The organism is Pelagibius sp., from assembly GCF_028281305.1.
In the GTDB taxonomy this organism is placed as follows: domain Bacteria; phylum Pseudomonadota; class Alphaproteobacteria; order Kiloniellales; family Kiloniellaceae; genus Pelagibius.
The window spans coordinates 1-17,012 of the sequence record NZ_JANQKD010000119.1 but is presented as its reverse complement, the minus strand read 5'-3'; the positions used below and the strand labels follow the sequence as shown (position 1 = coordinate 17,012).

The 17,012-nt window shown below is 66.8% G+C and carries 15 protein-coding genes and 1 pseudogene; 3 read left to right on the top strand and 13 right to left on the bottom strand.

Annotated features, from left to right (window positions below):
• The 7 genes and pseudogenes from Q0982_RS22025 to Q0982_RS21995 all read right to left on the bottom strand — a co-directional run.
• Positions 1-239 (bottom strand): helix-turn-helix transcriptional regulator (locus Q0982_RS22025; protein WP_299399813.1); only part of this gene is annotated, 239 nt, incomplete at its 3' end.
• Between the two features lie 140 nt (positions 240-379).
• On the bottom strand, positions 380-1,045 hold the full coding sequence (locus Q0982_RS22020; protein WP_299399811.1) for a cyclic nucleotide-binding domain-containing protein: 666 nt from the start codon (positions 1,043-1,045) through the stop codon (positions 380-382).
• A gap of 153 nt (positions 1,046-1,198) precedes the next feature.
• Positions 1,199-1,825 carry a glutathione S-transferase family protein gene (locus Q0982_RS22015; protein WP_299399809.1) on the bottom strand — a complete coding sequence of 209 codons (627 nt, stop codon included), beginning with the start codon at positions 1,823-1,825 and terminating at the stop codon, positions 1,199-1,201.
• A gap of 151 nt (positions 1,826-1,976) precedes the next feature.
• A complete protein-coding gene (locus tag Q0982_RS22010) occupies positions 1,977-2,600 on the bottom strand; it encodes a sarcosine oxidase subunit gamma (protein WP_299399807.1) in 624 nt (207 codons plus the stop codon).
• Positions 2,593-5,592, bottom strand: a pseudogene (locus Q0982_RS22005) (sarcosine oxidase subunit alpha family protein). The gene Q0982_RS22010 and the pseudogene Q0982_RS22005 overlap by 8 nt, the downstream one beginning before the upstream one ends.
• Positions 5,593-5,620: 28 nt before the next feature.
• Positions 5,621-5,914 carry a sarcosine oxidase subunit delta gene (locus tag Q0982_RS22000; protein ID WP_299399805.1) on the bottom strand — a complete coding sequence of 98 codons (294 nt, stop codon included), beginning with the start codon at positions 5,912-5,914 and terminating at the stop codon, positions 5,621-5,623.
• Between the two features lie 16 nt (positions 5,915-5,930).
• Positions 5,931-7,184: a sarcosine oxidase subunit beta family protein gene (locus tag Q0982_RS21995; RefSeq protein ID WP_299399803.1), complete on the bottom strand. Its 1,254-nt coding sequence runs from the start codon at positions 7,182-7,184 to the stop codon at positions 5,931-5,933.
• A gap of 320 nt (positions 7,185-7,504) precedes the next feature.
• Between Q0982_RS21995 and Q0982_RS21990 the strand changes: the two genes are divergently transcribed.
• Entirely contained in the window at positions 7,505-8,506 is a 1,002-nt protein-coding gene (locus Q0982_RS21990) for a GlxA family transcriptional regulator (RefSeq protein WP_299399801.1), read from the top strand.
• 147 nt (positions 8,507-8,653) lie between these two features.
• On the opposite strand, the gene Q0982_RS21985 is transcribed toward Q0982_RS21990, so the two are convergent.
• From Q0982_RS21985 to Q0982_RS21960, 6 genes are all read right to left on the bottom strand, one after another.
• Positions 8,654-10,675 carry an ASKHA domain-containing protein gene (locus Q0982_RS21985; RefSeq protein WP_299399799.1) on the bottom strand — a complete coding sequence of 674 codons (2,022 nt, stop codon included), beginning with the start codon at positions 10,673-10,675 and terminating at the stop codon, positions 8,654-8,656.
• Between the two features lie 50 nt (positions 10,676-10,725).
• Entirely contained in the window at positions 10,726-11,634 is a 909-nt protein-coding gene (locus Q0982_RS21980) for a methyltetrahydrofolate cobalamin methyltransferase (RefSeq protein ID WP_299399796.1), read from the bottom strand.
• A gap of 209 nt (positions 11,635-11,843) precedes the next feature.
• Positions 11,844-12,782, bottom strand: coding sequence for a methylenetetrahydrofolate reductase (locus Q0982_RS21975; protein WP_299399794.1), 939 nt, complete (start codon positions 12,780-12,782; stop codon positions 11,844-11,846).
• A gap of 30 nt (positions 12,783-12,812) precedes the next feature.
• Positions 12,813-13,115 carry a virulence factor gene (locus Q0982_RS21970; protein ID WP_299399793.1) on the bottom strand — a complete coding sequence of 101 codons (303 nt, stop codon included), beginning with the start codon at positions 13,113-13,115 and terminating at the stop codon, positions 12,813-12,815.
• Positions 13,103-13,750, bottom strand: a complete 648-nt coding sequence (locus Q0982_RS21965; RefSeq protein ID WP_299399792.1) for a DUF1638 domain-containing protein — start codon at positions 13,748-13,750, stop codon at positions 13,103-13,105. The genes Q0982_RS21970 and Q0982_RS21965 overlap by 13 nt, the downstream gene beginning before the upstream one ends.
• A 31-nt stretch (positions 13,751-13,781) precedes the next feature.
• Positions 13,782-14,483 carry a B12-binding domain-containing protein gene (locus Q0982_RS21960; protein ID WP_299399789.1) on the bottom strand — a complete coding sequence of 234 codons (702 nt, stop codon included), beginning with the start codon at positions 14,481-14,483 and terminating at the stop codon, positions 13,782-13,784.
• 390 nt (positions 14,484-14,873) lie between these two features.
• Between Q0982_RS21960 and Q0982_RS21955 the strand changes: the two genes are divergently transcribed.
• Together Q0982_RS21955 and Q0982_RS21950 are read left to right on the top strand one after the other, a co-directional pair.
• Positions 14,874-16,223, top strand: coding sequence for an FAD-dependent oxidoreductase (locus Q0982_RS21955; RefSeq protein WP_299399787.1), 1,350 nt, complete (start codon positions 14,874-14,876; stop codon positions 16,221-16,223).
• A 208-nt stretch (positions 16,224-16,431) separates the two neighbouring features.
• Positions 16,432-17,012: 2-oxoacid:acceptor oxidoreductase family protein (locus tag Q0982_RS21950; protein ID WP_299399784.1), on the top strand; the 581-nt coding region annotated here is incomplete at its 3' end.

Sequence of the window (17,012 nt, the reverse complement as noted above, 5' to 3'; positions counted from 1 at the left end):
GCCAGCTCCCTTTGCTTCACCGAGCAGGTGCGGACCCGCCCCACCTTCTTGGAGCGCACGAGCCCGCTCTCCTCCAGCACCTTCAGGTGCTGCAGGAAGGACGGCAGGGCCATGTCGAAGGGTTCGGCCAGCTCGGTCACCGAAGCGGGCCCCCGGTTCAGGCGCTGGATGACCGCACGCCGGGTCGGGTCGGCAAGGGCGCGGAAGACGGTGTCGAGAGCAGCTTCTTGGTTAGGCATACGCCTAAGTTATCAGAGCGGCCTTGCAGCCACAAGACAGTTAGGCGCTTACCTCACTAAATGTTCCGGACTTAACGGGAACGTTCGGTCGTACTGGGCAACGGGAAGCGCCGGCAGACGAATGCAGCCCGGCAGAGAGATCAACTCCAGGAGATGGCGACCTTGCGGGCCAGTTCCTGATTGAACAGTCTTTCCATGGAACTGCCGAGCGACGGTGTGCGGTTGATGGCTTTCTGCAGCGCTGCCTTGGGCCACTCGATGTACTTGGCCTCCGGCGGCAGGGAGACGCTGGCGGTCGCGGTGCCGCCGAGCAGGAAGGAGACCTCGCCGATGAAAAGGCCGCCTGGCAGCGTGAAGCTACGGCCTGCTTTACAGATCTCGACATCGCCGTCGATGACGAAGTAGAGGCTGGGCACGGCCTCGCCCTCGACCGTGAGCTGGGTCGGCTTGGTGGTGGTGTGCCACTCCGCCATCTGCATCAGCCGACGGAATTCGCCGGGGGTCAGAACCTTCAGCATGTCGACGAAGCAGTCTTCGTGTTCTATGCCGTGGGTGAGCCTTCGGTCCAGGATCACCCGGGCGATGCCGATCAGGTTGGCCGCGGCCAAACCGGTGCTCCAGAACATGGCGCCCCAAAGCGGGGCGATGGGAAAGAGATAGTAGTAGGCGGTGTAGATGAGGCTGCCGGCGAGCACCAGGCCGCGCAGGACCAATTGATTGCGATTGAGAAGGCCGAAAATCTGAAGCAGCGCGGCGGCGTGAACCAGCAGACCGGCATTCCAGGCCAGATCCAGTTCCTGAAACAACTCAACCTCCCCAATCGACGGCGGCGGCGCGGTCGGTTACCCCTGGTTGCAAGTTGCGCGCAGCCTATGCCGAAAGGGGAGGCCGGGTTAACTGACCAAGTTCGTTGAGCCCTCTAGAAAAAGATTCACCGATTACTCCCAATGCGCCCTTGTTCAGCCTTCGTAGGTACGCTGGTAGGCCGGGCGTTGCTTCAGGCGCCCGTGATAGGCCTGCAGGATGGGGTAATCGCCGATCAGGTCCAGGTGCTTGGCCATGAAGCAGCTATGGCCGATCAGGATGTCGGCGCCGGTGAACGCGGAGCCGAGCAGGTAGTCGCGCCCGCTCAGCGCGTTTGACAGTGCTTCGGCGCGCAGCGCGAAGTCGCGCCGGCCATAGTCGGCAAACTCCGCGTTGTGCCGGCGGCCCGGCGGCCGCATGGCCTCCAGCGGTCTGAGCGCATTGTCGAAGTAGGCCATCAGTGCCGGGTCCATCTCGGCGCAGGCGAAGGTGCACCATTGATAGTAGAGCGCGCGCTCCGGGCTTCCGGGCGGCGGCGCGAGGTTCTTCTCCGGGTGCTCGTCGATCAACTGCAGTACGACCGCCACCGACTCGAACATGGTGTAGCCGTCCGTCTTCAGGGCGGGAACCACGCCCAGGGGATGGATGGCGCGGTAGGCCTCACCGTTCTGCTCGCCCTCCATCAGCTTGACCGGATGGCTTTCGTAGTCGAGGCCAAGTTCCTCCAGCACCCAGCGCGCCCTTTGGGAGCGGGTGGGCGGCCATTCGTACAAGACACGCATGCTGTCCTCCGTCTCGGGTTGCGGCCGCCGCTTCCAGCGGCCTGACAGTTCCTGGACGAAGCGTGTCGCCAATTCCCGACAGCCGGGCATTGGTCTTTTTTTGAGGAGATGGCGGACCGAAGCCTCTTTCGAAGACCGCGGCGCGCGAAGGCTATGCCCCGAGGTACTCCCGCGCGGCATCGCTCAGCCAGCGCCAGAGATAGTCGGAGAAGGAGCGGCGGGTGTAAAGGTCGTAGCCGGGCCCCGCCGCCGCACCCGCATCGTCCACCTGGTGCAGGGTGACGGCCGTCTTTGCGATGTGGCTCTGGGCACAGTGCCCGGCGGTGAAGGCGCCCGGGTGCAGGTCCAGGGGGCAGCCCTTGGCGATGACGTCGGCGGCGCGCGGGCCGGCGATGTGGATGCAGGCGAGACTTTCGCCCACCTCGGTCACCGCGGCGTGGGAGTCTGCGAGGGCCTCGCGCAGGCGCTCGGCAAGGCGGCTCTCCGCCGTCGGCTCGTCGTCGTGGCTGACCGCGAGCCACTCGTTCGGCCCCAGCCAGAGCACGGCGATCCGCTCGCTGCTCTCCACGCGGTTCGGCTCCAGGGGCAGTGCGACTCCCAGCGCCTGATGGGTGGCGGCCAGGAAACCTTCGTCCGAGGGATCGCCGCGCAGGTTCACCGCCGCCGGCAGCACCTTTTCCTGAAGGCGCACCTGTGCGCCCTCCTGGCCGCTCTGGTCGCGGGCTTCGAGGCCGAGGTGCGCCAGTGCGCTCTGTCTGAGATAGCTCTCAACCACGCATCCGCTCCCCTTCCGGATCGAAGAACACCGGGCTCTCGGCCACCACGCAGGGCACCACCCTGCCGCCCACCAGAGGTGCGTAGAGCGTCTCCCCCTTGCGCGCGAGGCCGCCCTTGACCAGGGCCATGGCGATGGAGCGCCCGCAATTGGGGCTGTAGTAGCTGGAGGTGACATGGCCCAGCATGGCCATGGGCGGCTGCGCCTGTACCGTATCCACGAGCTGCGCGCCCTCCGGCAGCACTTCGTCGGGGTCCGCGGTGAGGATGCCGACGAGCTGTTTGCGGTCCGGCTTTGCCATGTCCTCGCGCGTGAGGGAGCGCTTGCCGACGAAATCCTTGGTCTTGGAGACGATCCAGCCCATGTCGAGGTCGAGCGGCGTGACCGAACCGTCGGTCTCCTGGCCGACGATGATGTAGCCCTTCTCGGCGCGCAGCACGTGCATGGCTTCGGTGCCGTAGGGGGTGATGCCGTAGCGTTCGCCCGCCGTCATCACCGTCTGCCAGACCGCCATGCCGAAGGAGGCGGGCACGTTGATCTCGTAGGACAGTTCGCCGGTGAAGGAGATGCGGAAAATGCGCGCCGGGGCACCGGCCACCCGCGCCGCTGTGTAGCCCATGTGGGGCAGGGCGTTGCCCGAGAGCTCGGCGTCGCTCAACTCGGCCAGCAGGCGGCGGGCGTTGGGTCCCGACAGCGTAATCGTGGCGAACTGCTCGGTCACCGAGGTCAAAAAGACCTTCAGGTCCGGCCACTCGGTCTGCAGGTAGTCCTCCAGATGGGCCAGCACCGGGGCGGCGTTGCCGGTGGTGGTGGTCATCAGGAAGTGGTTTTCGCCGAGGCGCGTGGTGACGCCGTCGTCCATTACCATGCCGTCCTCGCCCAGCATCAGGCCGTAGCGGCAGCGCCCGGCGTCGAGCTTCTACCAGGCGTTGGTGTAGACACGGTTGAGGAACTCGGCGGCGACCGGCCCCTGGATGTCGATCTTGCCGAGGGTCGAGGCGCCCAGCACGCCGAGGGACTCGCGCACCGCCTTGACCTCGCGGTTCACCGCAGCATGGATGTCTTCGCCGAACTGCGGGTAGTACCAGGGCCGGCGCCACTGGCCGACGTCCTCGAAGAGGGCGCCGTTGCGCTCGTGCCAGGCATGCATCGGCGTGCGGCGGATCGGGTCAAGCAGGTCGTCGACGTCGCGCCCGGCGAAGATGCCGAAGCTCACCGGCGTATAGGGCGGGCGGAAAGTGGTGACCCCGACCTCCGGCAGCGGGCGGCCGAAATCGTCGGCGACGATGCCGATGGCGTTCACGTTGCCGAGCTTGCCCTGGTCGGTGGCCATGCCGGTGGTGGTGTAGCGCTTGACGTGCTCGATGGATCGGTAGCCCTCGCGCAGCGCCAGCTTCAGGTCGGCGGCGGTGACGTCGTTCTGCTGATCGACGAAGTGCTTGACCTTCTTGCCCAGAGGCTTGTCCGAGGGGACCAGCCAGAGCCAGCGTCCCGGCAGGCAGCCTCTGTCCTCGGCGCTGGCTGTCACCGTAGCACTTGCGGTGAACCCAGCGTCCCCGGCTGCGGCCGCCCCTGCTGCGGCGCCTTCGGTCAGGCAGGTGGCCAGGCCGAAACCGCCGTTGGCCGCCCCGGCGGCACGCTGGCCCGGCTGTTGGGCCGTGCCCGGCACGAAGCAGGCCTGCTCGGCATCCCAGACGAGCTGGCCTTTGGCATGGCAGAAGAGATGGACCGTCGGGCTCCAGCCGCCGGAGACGGCCAGGAGGTCGCAGTCGATCTCCTCCACCGCGCCGACCACGGCGTCGCCCTCAGCGCTCAGCTCGGCGACGCGCACCTTGGTGATCCGCTTCTTGCCTTCGGTGCCGATGATGGCGTGGTCGGCCAGGATGCGCAGGCCAGCGGCCTCCGCCCGCTCGGTGAGCGGCCCGCCGGGGGCGGCGCGCAGATCGACCACGGCGGCGACCTCGACGCCGGCGGCGGTCAGGTCCAGGGCTGCGCCGTAGCCGCTGTCGTTGTTGGTGAAGACCACGGCGCGCCGGCCCGGCTTGACGGCGTAGCGGTTCAGATAGCTCTGCACCGCCGAGGCGGTCATGATCCCCGGGCGGTCGTTGTCGGCGAAGACCATAGGCCGCTCGATAGCGCCTGTGCAGAAGACCGCCTGTTTGGCGCGCAGCTTCCAGAGCCGATGGCGCGGCAGGTGGGCGGGCGCCTCGGGCAGATGGTCGGTGACGTTCTCCATGACGCCGTAGAAGCCGTGATCGAAGGCACCGTAGACGACGCTGCGGGTGAGAATGCGCACCTCGGGCATGGCCGCCAGTTCGGTCTGGGCATCGCGCACCCAGTCCAGCGCCGGGCGGTCGTCGATCGTCTCCGCGCTGGCGCTCAGGAGCGCGCCGCCCAGTATGGCGTCCTGCTCGATGAGGATGACGCGCGCGCCGCTACGCCCGGCGGTCAGGGCCGCGGCCAGTCCGGCCGGGCCGGCGCCCACCACCAGGACGTCGCAGTGGGCGAAGGTCTTGTCGTAGCGGTCCGGGTCGCGCCCGCTGGGGGCGGTGCCCAGCCCGGCTGCCCGGCGGATGAAATGCTCATAGGCTTTCCAGGCGCTCGCCGGCCACATGAAGGTCTTGTAGTAGAAGCCGGCCGGGATCAGCCGCGCGCCCAGGCTGTTGACGGCCCCGATGTCGAACTCCACCGAGGGCCAGGCGTTCTGGGACTTGGCGCTGAGGCCCTCCACCAGTTCCACCTGGGTCGCTTTCATGTTGGGATCGGTGCGCGGGTCCTCGCCGACCTGGACCAGGGCGTTGGGCTCCTCCGGGCCGGCGGTGACGATGCCGCGCGGGCGGTGGTACTTGAAGCTTCGGCCCACCAGGTGGACGCCGTTGGCCAGGAGCGCCGAGGCCAGGCTGTCCCCGGCCAGGCCCTGGTAGCTCTTGCCGTTGAAGGTGAAGCGCAGCGGCTTGTTGTGGTCGACCTGACCGCCGTGAGGCAGGCGCATGCGTCCGGACAAGGTCTCTCTTCCTCCCTCAGACGACGCGCCGGCGGTCGAGTGCGGGCGGGGCCGCACCCATGGGATAGACCGCCAGGATTTCGTAGGTCACGGTGTCGCGGGCGACGTTAAACCAGCGGCGGCAGCCCTGGGCGTGGTTCCAGCGCTCCAGCAGCACGCCTTTGGGGTTGTCGCGCAGAAAGACGAACTCGGCCCACTCCGCGTCGCTCAAGGCCTCCGGGTTTTCGGGCCGCACAATATGCGCCTCTCCGCCGTTGGAGAACTCGGTCTCCGAACGCAGTCCGCAGTAGGGGCAGGGGATCAGCAGCATGGCCGGGAGATGCCTTTCAGTGGGCCACGGCTGCGGCGCCGTGCTCGTCGATCAGGAAGCCGCTGCGGAAGCGGTCGAGGCTGAAGGCCGCGTTCAGGTCGTGCGGTTCGTCGCGGGCGATGGTGTGGGCGAAGACCCAGCCGGAGCCCGGCGTCGCCTTGAAGCCGCCGGTGCCCCAGCCGCAGTTGAAGTAGAGGCCTTCCACCGGCGTCTTGGAGAGGATCGGGCTGGCGTCCGGGCAGACATCGACGATGCCGCCCCACTGGCGCAGCATGCGCATGCGCCGGAACAGCGGGAAGAGCTCGCAGATGGCGGCCAGGGTCTCCTCGGTGACCGGCAGGCTGCCACGCTGGCCGTAGCCGATGTAGCTGTCGACGCCGGCGCCGATCACCAGCTCGCCCTTGTCGGACTGGCTGATATAGGCATGCACGGCGCCGGACATGACCACGGTGTCGATGACCGGCTTCACCGGCTCGGAGACCAGGGCCTGCAGCGGCAGCGACTGCACCGGCAGGCGGAAGCCGGCCATGTCGGCCATCACGCTGGAATGGCCGGCGGTGACGACGCCGACCTTGCCCGCCTCGATCAGCCCCTTGCCGGTTTCCACGCCGGTGACCCGGCCGCCCTCGATGCGGAAGCCGTTGACCGGGCACTCCTGGATGATGTCGACGCCCAGTGCGTCGGCGGCGCGGGCGTAGCCCCAGGCGACCGCGTCATGACGGGCAGTGCCGCCGCGGCGCTGCAGGCTGGCCCCCAGGACCGGATAGCGGCCGCCGGCGCGGAGGTCGATGATCGGTACCATCTCCTTGACCTCGGCGGCGCTGAGGATTTCGGAGTCGATGCCGTTCAGCCGGTTGGCGTTAACCCGGCGCGAAACCTCCCGCAGGTCGTGCTGGTTGTGGGCCAGGTTCAGGACCCCGCGCTGGGAGAACATGACGTTGTAGTTGAGGTCCTGGGAGAGCCCCTCCCAGAGCTTCAGCGCATGCTCGTAGAGCGCCGCCGACTGGTCCCAGAGATAGTTGGACCGCACGATGGTGGTGTTGCGCCCGGTGTTGCCGCCGCCCAGCCAGCCGCGCTCGACGACCGCGACGTTGGTGATCCCGTGGTTCTTGGCCAGGTAGTAGGCGGTCGCCAGCCCATGGCCGCCGCCGCCGACGATCACCACGTCGTAGCGCTGCTTGGGCTCGGCGCTGCGCCAGGCCTGCGGCCAGTTCTCGTGGTAGGAGGCGGCATTGCGCAGCAGACTGAAGACGGAGTAACGCGATTTCATCCGCGGCTGGCTTCCCTGTTAACCGAATTCCCCTGGCCTGGTCTTCTCGGCTCGGCCTTATCGACCGAGTCCTTGCTGACCGGGCTTTGCGCCCCACGCGCAGCAGCCCTCTGTCCATGCTGGCATCCGGCCCCCGCCTTGGCAACGGCAGCCTGCCCCAGCGGCGGAAATCCGGGCTCCCTGCGAGCCGCCAGGGCACTCGATCGGCGGTCCCCGGGCTTGCCGCTGCCCGGCGGAAAATTCTCTGTTCGCGACACCGGCAGTTATGCCAAAGTTCCCCGTTATCCGTGGTCTCTAATGCAGAGGATGCTGCGCGCCCTATGTTCGGTAACGTTCCAAGAGAACTGCCCCAGCAGATCGCCCTGGTGCTGGTGCCGCGCTTCTCCTTCCTGCCCTTCACCGGGCTGGTGGAATCCTTCCGCCTCGCCAACCGGCTGAGCGGGCAGGAGCTTTACCGGCGCCTGCTGGTCTCGCCCGACGGCCAGCCGGTGACGGGGTCCAACGGGATCACCCTGAACGTGGCCGGCGATCTGACGCAGGCGGAGGCCTGCGGCACGATCATCATCTGCGGCGGGCTGGACGTTCATCTGCATCAGGACAAGGCCTTGCAGGCCTGGCTGCGCAAGATGGACCGCCGCGGCGTGGATGTCGGCGCCATCTGCACCGGCAGCTACATCCTGGCGCAGGCCGGGCTGCTGGAAGGCTTCCGCTGCACCATCCACTGGGAGAACCTGGCCGGCTTCTGCGAGGAGTTCCCGGAGATCGAGGTGACAACCGAGCTTTTCGAGATCGACCGCAATCGCTTCACCTGCTCCGGCGGCACCGCTGCGATCGACATGATGCTGAACGTCATTGCCCGTCAGCACGGCCACGAACTGGCCGCCAGCGTCGCCGATCAGTTCATGCACGAGCGCATCCGCGACCACCACGACCGCCAGCGCATCTCGCTGCCGGCGCGTCTGGGGGTGCGCCATCCCAAGCTGCTTTCGGTCATCGCGCTGATGGAGCAGAACCTGGAAGAGCCGCTGACCCGCAGTGAACTGGCGCGGGAGGCCGACCTCTCGACCCGTCAGCTTGAGCGCCTGTTCCGCAAATATCTGAACCGTTCGCCGGCGCGCTACTACCTGGAGCTCAGGCTGAACAAGGCCCGGCTTCTGCTGCTGCAGACCAACATGTCGGTGATCGACGTGGCGCTGGCCTGCGGCTTTGTCTCTGCCTCCCACTTCTCGAAGTGCTACCGCGACTTCTTCGGGCGCACACCGCGCAAGGAACGGGGGCTGCCGCTGCAGCCGGAAGAGGAACAGTCGCGCGCCGCGCAGTAAGCTTACTCCCCTCTTGGCCGCGCACTTCGAGACGCTCCGCTCCTCGGCGTGAGGTCAATTCCCTGCGTGCATGCCTCATCCTGAGGAGGCCCGAAGGGCTGTCTCGAAGGATGCCGGAGAGCTGCGAGGCTGGCCGTAAGCGCCTGTTTAGGCCGGGCGTCGCCGGCGGCGGCGCCGTTCACCGCCTGGGGCCGCGTCGTTGGCGGCTGCCGGCGCGGTCACGACCGGTAGCTTCACAGCGGCGGAGAGGTTGGGGAAGGCGGCGGAGGAGTGGGGCAGGCCCATGGCCTCGACGAAGTGCGCCTGGAAGTTCGGCTCGACCGCAGTCTCGATCTTCTCGACCCGGCGGATGACGTCTTCGATGTCGTCGCGCGCCTGCTGGTTCAGGAGGGCGATGCGCGCCCCGGTCCCCGCCGCGTTGCCGGCAGAGTAGACGTTCTCCAGCGGGCAGTCGGGGATCATCCCCAGCACCATGGCGTACTTGGTGTCGATGTGGCTGCCGAAGGCGCCGGCCAGCATGATCTGCTCGACCGCGTCGATGCCCAGGCGGTCCATGAGCAGGCGGATGCCGGCATAGAGGGCCGCCTTGCCCAGTTGGATCGCGCGGACATCGTTCTGGACGATGCGGATTTCCGGTGTCCCCTCGTGCACGAGGTAGGAGAAGGTGCGCCCGTCCGGCTGGATGCGCGGGCTGCGGGCCGCCTGGGTGCCGTCGATGGTGCCGTCGCGCGTCAGCACGCCGGCCAGGAACATCTCGGCCAGGACCTCGATGATGCCGGAGCCGCAGATCCCGGTGACGCCGCTCTTGGCGGTGGCCTCGGCAAAACCTTCTTCATCCGACCAGAGATCGCAGCCGATCACCTTGAAGCGTGGCTCCAGGCTTTCGGGGTCGATGCGCACCCGCTCGATGGCGCCCGGTGCGGCGCGCTGGCCGCAGGAGATCTGCGCGCCCTCGAAGGCCGGTCCGGTGGGCGAAGAGCAGGCGAGCAGCCGGTCGCGGTTGCCCAGCACGATCTCGGCATTGGTGCCGACGTCGACCACCAGGGTTATCTTGTCGGTCAGATGCGGCGTCTCGGAGAGGATGACACCGGCGGTGTCGGCGCCGACATGGCCGGCGATGCAGGGCAGCACGTAGGCCCGGGCGTCCGGGTGGAAGCGCAGGTCGAGCTGGCTGGCCCAGAGGGTGATGCCGGAGTTGGCGGCCAGCGCAAAGGGCGCGCCGCCCAGTTCCGTCGGGTCGATCCCCAGCAGCAGGTGGTGCATCACCGGGTTGCCGACGAAGGTGGCGTTGAGGATCTCCTCGCGCTCGACTTTCCCCTCGGCGCAGACCGCGTCGGTCAGGTCGTTGATCGCCTGGCGCGCCGCGGCGGTCATCTCCTCCTCGCCGCCGGGGTTCATCATGACGTAGGAGACCCGGCTCATGAGATCTTCCCCAAAGCGGATCTGGGGATTCATGATGCCGGAGGAAGCGACCACCTCGCCGGTCGAAAGGTTGCAGAGATGGGCGGCGATGGTGGTGGAGCCGACATCGACGGCGAGGCCGAAGGGGCGGTCGTGGAAGCCCGGCCAGATCGCCGTGATGACCTGTCCGCGGTGGACCGCAACGGTGACCTGCCAGTTGCCGGCCCTCAGGGTCTGCTGCAGGTTCTGCAGAATGCGCAGATCGGCTTCCAGCCCGGTGAGGCTCCACTGGTCCTCCAGGGCTGCGAGCAGGCGCTCGAGGTCGCCGGTCGGATTGTGCATGTCGGGTTCCTGGACCACGACGTAGTGAAGGCGGATGGCCGGGTCGAGCTCGATGTCCCGGACCTCCGCGCGCTTGCGCACGACCTGTTTGTGAACCTGGCTGTCGGCGGGGACGTCGATGACGACGTCCTTCAGGAGCACCGCCTGGCAGGAGAGGCGGCGCCCCTCGGCCATGCCCTTCTTGGCGGCGTAGCGCTCTTCGGTGGCCCGCCTTGCGCTGACGTGTTCCTCGCGGCTGGTGATGCCGTGCTTGGCGAATTCGCCGGACCCGACGGTTACCTGGCAGCGGCCGCAGAGCCCGCGGCCGCCGCAGACCGAGTCGATGTCCACACCCAGGCTCTGGGCTGCCTTCAGCAGCGGCGTGCCTACTGGAAAGCGTCCGCGCTTTCCAGAGGGCGTGAAGACAACGAGGGCTTTCTCAATCACGGGCGTCCTGTTCCCGGCGGTTTGATTCCCCGCAGTTGGTTCCGGGCGACTTAGCCTCTACGCCGCCGCCGCTCGCCGCGCCGGCCAGCGGCTTCGCCACCCGTGCCTTCAGCGGCAGGCTCACGGAACTTCTTGATCCAGGCACGGCAGTCCTTGTCATGGCCGTTCAGAACGTCAGCGGCCATGATACCCGTCAACTCTTCCTGGTGCAGCGGATTCATGATCGCCGAGGTCATGCCGGCGCCGGCGGCCATGGCCAGGAACACGGCGTTCAGGGCGTGGCGATTGGGCAGACCGAAAGAGATATTGGAAGCGCCGCAAGTGGTGTTGACGCCCAGCTCCTCGCGCAACTTGCGAACGATGGCGAAGGCTTGCCGCCCGGCAGTGCCCATGGCGCCGATGGGCATGACCAGGGGGTCGACCACCACGTCGGCAGCGGGAATGCCATAGTCGGCGGCACGCTCGACGATCTTTTTGGCAACGGCAAAGCGTACGTCCGGGTCCTCGGAGATCCCGGTCTCGTCGTTGGAAATTGCCACGACGGCGGCGCCGTGCTTCTTCACCAGCGGCAGCACGCGTTCCATCTGCTCGTCTTCGCCGGTCACCGAGTTTACCAAGGCTTTGCCCTGATAGACGCTAAGGCCCGCTTCCAGCGCCTCGACGATAGAGGAGTCGATGGAGAGCGGCAGGTCGGTGAGCGACTGGACCAGCTTAACTGTCTCGGCCAGGATCGCCGGCTCGTCCGCCAGCGGGATGCCGGCATTGACGTCGAGCATGTGGGCGCCAGCGGCGACCTGGGCCAGACAGTCCGCTTCCACCCGGCTGAAGTCGCCGGCGGCCATTTCCGCGGCCAGCAGCTTGCGGCCGGTGGGATTGATGCGCTCGCCGATGATGCAGAAGGGGCGGTCGAAACCGATCACCACTTCCTTGGTTGCCGAGCTTACAACCGTCTGTGCCATGCTGCCCTTACTCCTGTTTCACCGGACCCCCCCGAAAGCCCCCGTCATAGGGCTCTCCGCAGGCCACGGTCCGTTCCCTGACGATCGAAATCGCTGGAACCCGAAAGACGCCGGGATTTAGTCCCTCTAACGCAGCCGGGCGCTGGCGCAGGGGCGACCGAGACTGGCCATTTCGCGCAGGACCGCCGCGATTTGAGGCGCCCGCGGAGCTAATCGATGATCCGGGTTATGTTGAAACCCTTGTCTTTCGGCTTCAACTCCAATTCCCCGTCCGCGACGGCATAGCTCCAGGCAGCCGACCGCCGCAGCCCGCCCAGGGGATACATGTGCACCCGGGCGATGCCGCAGTCCGGGTCCATGGCCTTGTAGCGCGCAAGATCCAGCACCAGCTTGTCGGGAGCGTTCACCGTCATCAGCTTGGCGACGTTGCGTGCCTGTTTGGTGAGGAAGCGCATCGAGGGTCCGACGCCGCAGGCCTTGGCGTGATTGATCAGCGTCTTGATGGTGGCAAGGCCCGGCACGCCGATGTGGATCGGCAGGCTGTTGCCGGCGGCCTGGATCGCTTTGTCCCAAGCGATGATCGGCGCGGCCTCGAAGCAGAACTGGGTTGCGATGTAGAGGCTGGCATCGCTGCGCGCCGCAAAGGCGTTCTTCCAGGCCAGCGCCTCCTGCAGCGCGGCCGGCGCGATGTCGGGGCTGCCCTCGGGATGGCCGGCGACGCCGATGGTCTCGACCCCGTAGGCGTCGAAGAGGCCGGTCTCCAGCATTGCCATGGAGCTGTCGAAGGGTCCCAGCGGCGAGTCGACCGCGCCGGCAAGGGCGACCACGTGCTTCAGGTCGGCCGCGTCCTTCAACGCCTTGAGGTAGTCTTCGAGCGCCTGGCGGCTCGGAATGGACCGGGCTGCGAAGTGCGGCATCGGCTCGAAGCCTTCGGCCTTCAGGCGCTGGGCCGTCGCCAGGGTGTCGGCGAAGTCGGAGCCGGGCAGGAACGTTACGGCGACGCGCGTTCCCGGGCGCAGATGCTCGCGGTAGTCAGCGATCTTCGCAGCGGACCCCGGCGTCGTCTCAATGGTGAAGTCCTGCATCAGATCGATGATCTGGTGGCGGGTCTCCTCGGCGGCCAGGTCGACCGCATCAGCCTTACTCACGGCAAACATCCCAGTGTCCTCTTTATCCGATCACGCCGATTCCTGACCGCCGGCGGCCACCAGGTCGGCCAGCCGGCTGTCGTCGTACTCGTTCTCCAGCCGCGCCGCCGCGGCAGAGGCTTCCGCCTCCAGGTCTTCACCGCAAGGGCTCGGCGCGCCGCGGCGCCATTCCTCAAGGTAGGCGTCACTGCCGTGCAGCTTGGCGCGCATCGCGGCCCGGTCGATCGCTTTCTCGAAGCGCTCGGTCAGCTGGATCTTGGCGTTCTTGCGGCCCGCCTTGACGATCACCTGGGCCGGGATATCGCGCCAGTAGACGACGGTCAGCTGAGCCATGACGCAGGCTCCTCCGGCAGATCGACTTTGTTCTCAAGGAAACTGGCCATCTCGCCGTAGCCGGTGAAGCGGTACTCGTAGACCAGGCCCAGGCGCTGGGCCGCCTGCTCGGCGCGGGCCTGCAGGTCCTTGTCTTCGGTCTGGGCCAGGTAGATCAGCTTCTTGTAGTTGCCGAAGTAGAGCTCGTGCAATTCCGGGTGGCGGTCGAGACCGAGTCCCTGGATGATCAGCCGGTCAAAGTGACGTGCCAGATAGTCAGTCAGATAAAAGGTGCCCACTTCGGCTTCGGCCAGGGCTTCGAAGACCTTGCCGCCGGCAAAAAACGCATAGCAGTGCGGGCCCTCGATACGCTCGACGCCTTCCTCGCGCAGAACCTTGTCCAGCTCGCCGCCGGTGCCGCAGTCCCCATAGAGCACATAGATATGGTCGTAGCGGTCCTTGGCGGCCTGGATGCGCTCGCGCACCGCGCCGGGGATCTTCTCCGGCGTGTTGTGCCAGGCCGCCGGCAGGCAGCTCACGGTCAGATGACGCCAGGCATTGACCCGGATGAGTTCGACCACCTCGCGCGCCAGTGCGCCACAGGCAATGAGCAGCGTGCGCTCCGGGCAGTCCAAAATCGGCTGAACCACGGCCATGGTGTTGGTCCTTGGCGGCTGGGCCGGGCGCTCAGGCGGCGCCCTTCTGGTTGTGGCGGCGCTTCATGAAGTCCTTCGCGGTTTCCACCGCCACGGCGGCGTCGCGGCAATAGGCATCGGCGCCGACGGCTTCGGCAAAGGCTTCGTTCAGCGGCGCGCCCCCGACCAGAACCACGTAGTCGTCGCGGATGCCCTTTTCCTTCATGGTGTCGATCACGACCTTCATGTAGGGCATGGTGGTGGTGAGCAGGGCCGACATGCCGAGGATGTCCGGCTTGTGCTCTTCCAGCGCTTCCAGGTAGTTCTCGACCGGGTTGTTGATGCCCAGATCGATCACATCGAAGCCGGCGCCCTCCATCATCATGGACACCAGATTCTTGCCGATGTCGTGGATGTCGCCCTTTACGGTGCCGATCACCATGGTGCCCAGCTTGGGTGCCCCGGTTTCAGCCAGCAGCGGGCGCAGGATCGTCATGCCGCCCTTCATCGCGTTGGCGGCGAGCAGGACCTCCGGCACGAAGAGTATGCCGTCGCGGAAATCGATGCCGACGATCCGCATGCCCTCGACCAGCGCCTCCGTCAGGACACGATAGGGTTCCCAGCCGCGGCCGAGGAGAATGTGCACGCTCTCCTCGATCTCCTCCTTGAGGCCATCGTAGAGGTCGTCGTGCATCTGCTTGACGAGTTCTTCGTCGTCGAGGCTGTTGAGATCGAGATCGTCTTCTTCGGCCATCCGCGTAATCCCTAAGGCAAGATCCCAGTTGCAGGCACAGATGGGGGGCCGATGGCCCCCTGTGTCTTATTTTTGACGTTTATGGGTCCTCGTCAGCTTCACCTTTGGCGACTGATCGTGTCTGAATCGCGACACCGGGGAACGATAGAGAACTCAAGGGGTTGCGCGGGTTCTGGGCGGTTGCTGACCGGTGCCGGCGGCCGGATCTTCCCGGGGGGCATCGTCTGGCGGCCGTCGATGGGACGAAGATCCCATTCAGGACGCAGCCTGCCGGTGCGGCGGTAAGGCGCAGGCTGACCACAATCGCCACCAGCGCCCTTGCCAAGGCAGAACCCCGGTGGAAGGATCTGGCCCCAGGGGACGACTGGATTCGTCGACTTCGGGACTGTCATGCCTTTCAGCGTGGCGATTATTGGGGCCGGGCCCAGTGGCTTCTACACGGCAGAGGCGCTGCGGCGGTCGGAACGCGACTATCGGATCGACCTGCTCGAGGGCTTGCCGACACCCTTCGGGCTGATCCGTTCCGGCGTCGCGCCGGACCATCAGTCCACCAAACGCGTTGCGCGCAGCTACGAGCGGACGGCCGCCGACAAGGCCGTGCGCTACTACGGCAATGTCCAGGTGGGCCGGGACATCGGGCTGGCCGAACTGCGCCGCCTCTACGATGCCGTGGTGATCGCCGTCGGGGCGCCCCTCGACCGGGATCTGAACCTGCCAGGCGGCGAAAAGACCGGCGTTTATGGGTCCGCCGCTTTCGTCGGCTGGTACAATGGCCATCCGACCCACCGCGATCTCGAACCGGATCTCAACGTCACCGCCGTCGCCGTCATTGGCAACGGCAACGTGGCGCTGGATATCGCCCGGGTGCTGGTGAAGACGCCGGCGGAGATGGCCGATACCGATCTGCCGGAGCACGCTGCGCAGGTGCTGCACGCCGCGCCGGTGCGCGACGTCTATCTCATCGGGCGCCGCGGGCCGCTGGAGGCGAAGTTCACCAACGTCGAGCTGCGCGAGATGGGGCAGCTCTCCGAGGCCTTGCCGGTGGTCGACGGTGGGCTGCTTCCCGCAGGCCCGAACCCGGCGGCAAGCGAGCGCGACCAGCGTCTGCAGGCCAAGAACCTGGAGACCCTGCGCAGCTTTACAGCTCTTGAGGACAAAGGCGGGGACGAGAGCCAGAGCAAGCGGGTCCATTTCAAGTTCTTCCTGCGCCCCCTGGAGGTCTTGGGCGGCAGCCAAGTGGAGGGTCTGCGCCTGGAGCGGACGCGCCTGGAAGAGGGGCGGGTCGTCGGCACCGGCGAGACTATCGACTTGCCCTGCGGCGCCGTTATCGCTGCCATCGGGACCCGGGCGCAGCCGCTGGAAGGGCTGCCCTTCGACGACCGGAGCGGAACCGTGGTCAACCGCCGCGGCCGTGTGGCCAAAGGCCTTTATGTCGTGGGCTGGGCGCGGCGTGGACCGACCGGCGTTATCGGCACCAACAAGCCCGACGCAGACGAGATCGCCTGCCATATCGAAGCGGACCTGACCGACGCCAAGGCGACGCCCGCACACCGGACCGGGCGTGCCGCGCTGGAAGACCTGCTGGCCGAGCGGGGCGTCACCTGGGTCAGCTTCGACGACTGGAAGGCCATCGAGGCGGCGGAGATCGAGGCCGCGGCGCCGGGCATGCCGCGCAAGAAGCTGGTCAGCATCGCCGAGATGCTGGCGGTTCTCGACGGCCCGTCGTCGCCCGGGGAATGATCTGCGGAAAGCGTGTTCGGGCGGCTCGGCCGGCTATATACACATACAGAAATTGTGATTTTTAAGTATTTCACGGTCGATTAGGATGTTTTTCGAACTTGGCGTTGGCAAATGCGCTTCCGCAGGGCCATATTCACGCCGGGTCGGCAGAGCGGATGGGGCCCGGCCTGACGTCCGCCCCGCCTGACGTTCAATGAGAGGTCCAGGAATGGAAGGTTCGACGGCTCTTAAAGCCGAACCCTCAGGCCGCCGGGTACTCGACTCGGCGGTGGTACGCTTCGCCGGAGACTCCGGCGATGGCATGCAGCTGACCGGCAGTCAGTTCACCCTGTCCACCGCGCTGGCCGGAAACGATCTGGCCACCTTTCCGGACTTCCCCGCCGAAATTCGCGCGCCCGTCGGCACCACCTTTGGCGTCTCCGCTTTCCAGATCAACTTCGGCGCCCGCGTGATCAAGACCTCCGGCGACGACCTGGACGTTTTGGTCGCCATGAACCCGGCGGCCCTGAAGGTCGATCTGCCGGACCTCAAGGCGGGCGGTCTGCTGATCATCGATTCCGGCGCCTTTACCGAGCGCAACTTCACCAAGGCGGGCTTCGCCGCCGATCCGCGGGAGGATGGCAGCCTGGCCGATTACCGGGTCGTCGCCGTCGACATGTCGCAGATGACCCAGGACGCGGTGAAGGACCAGGGCCTTACCAAGAAAGAAGCGCTGCGCTGCAAGAACATGTGGGCCCTTGGGCTGGTCTATTGGATGTTCGGGCGCCAGCGCAAGGCGACCCAGGACTG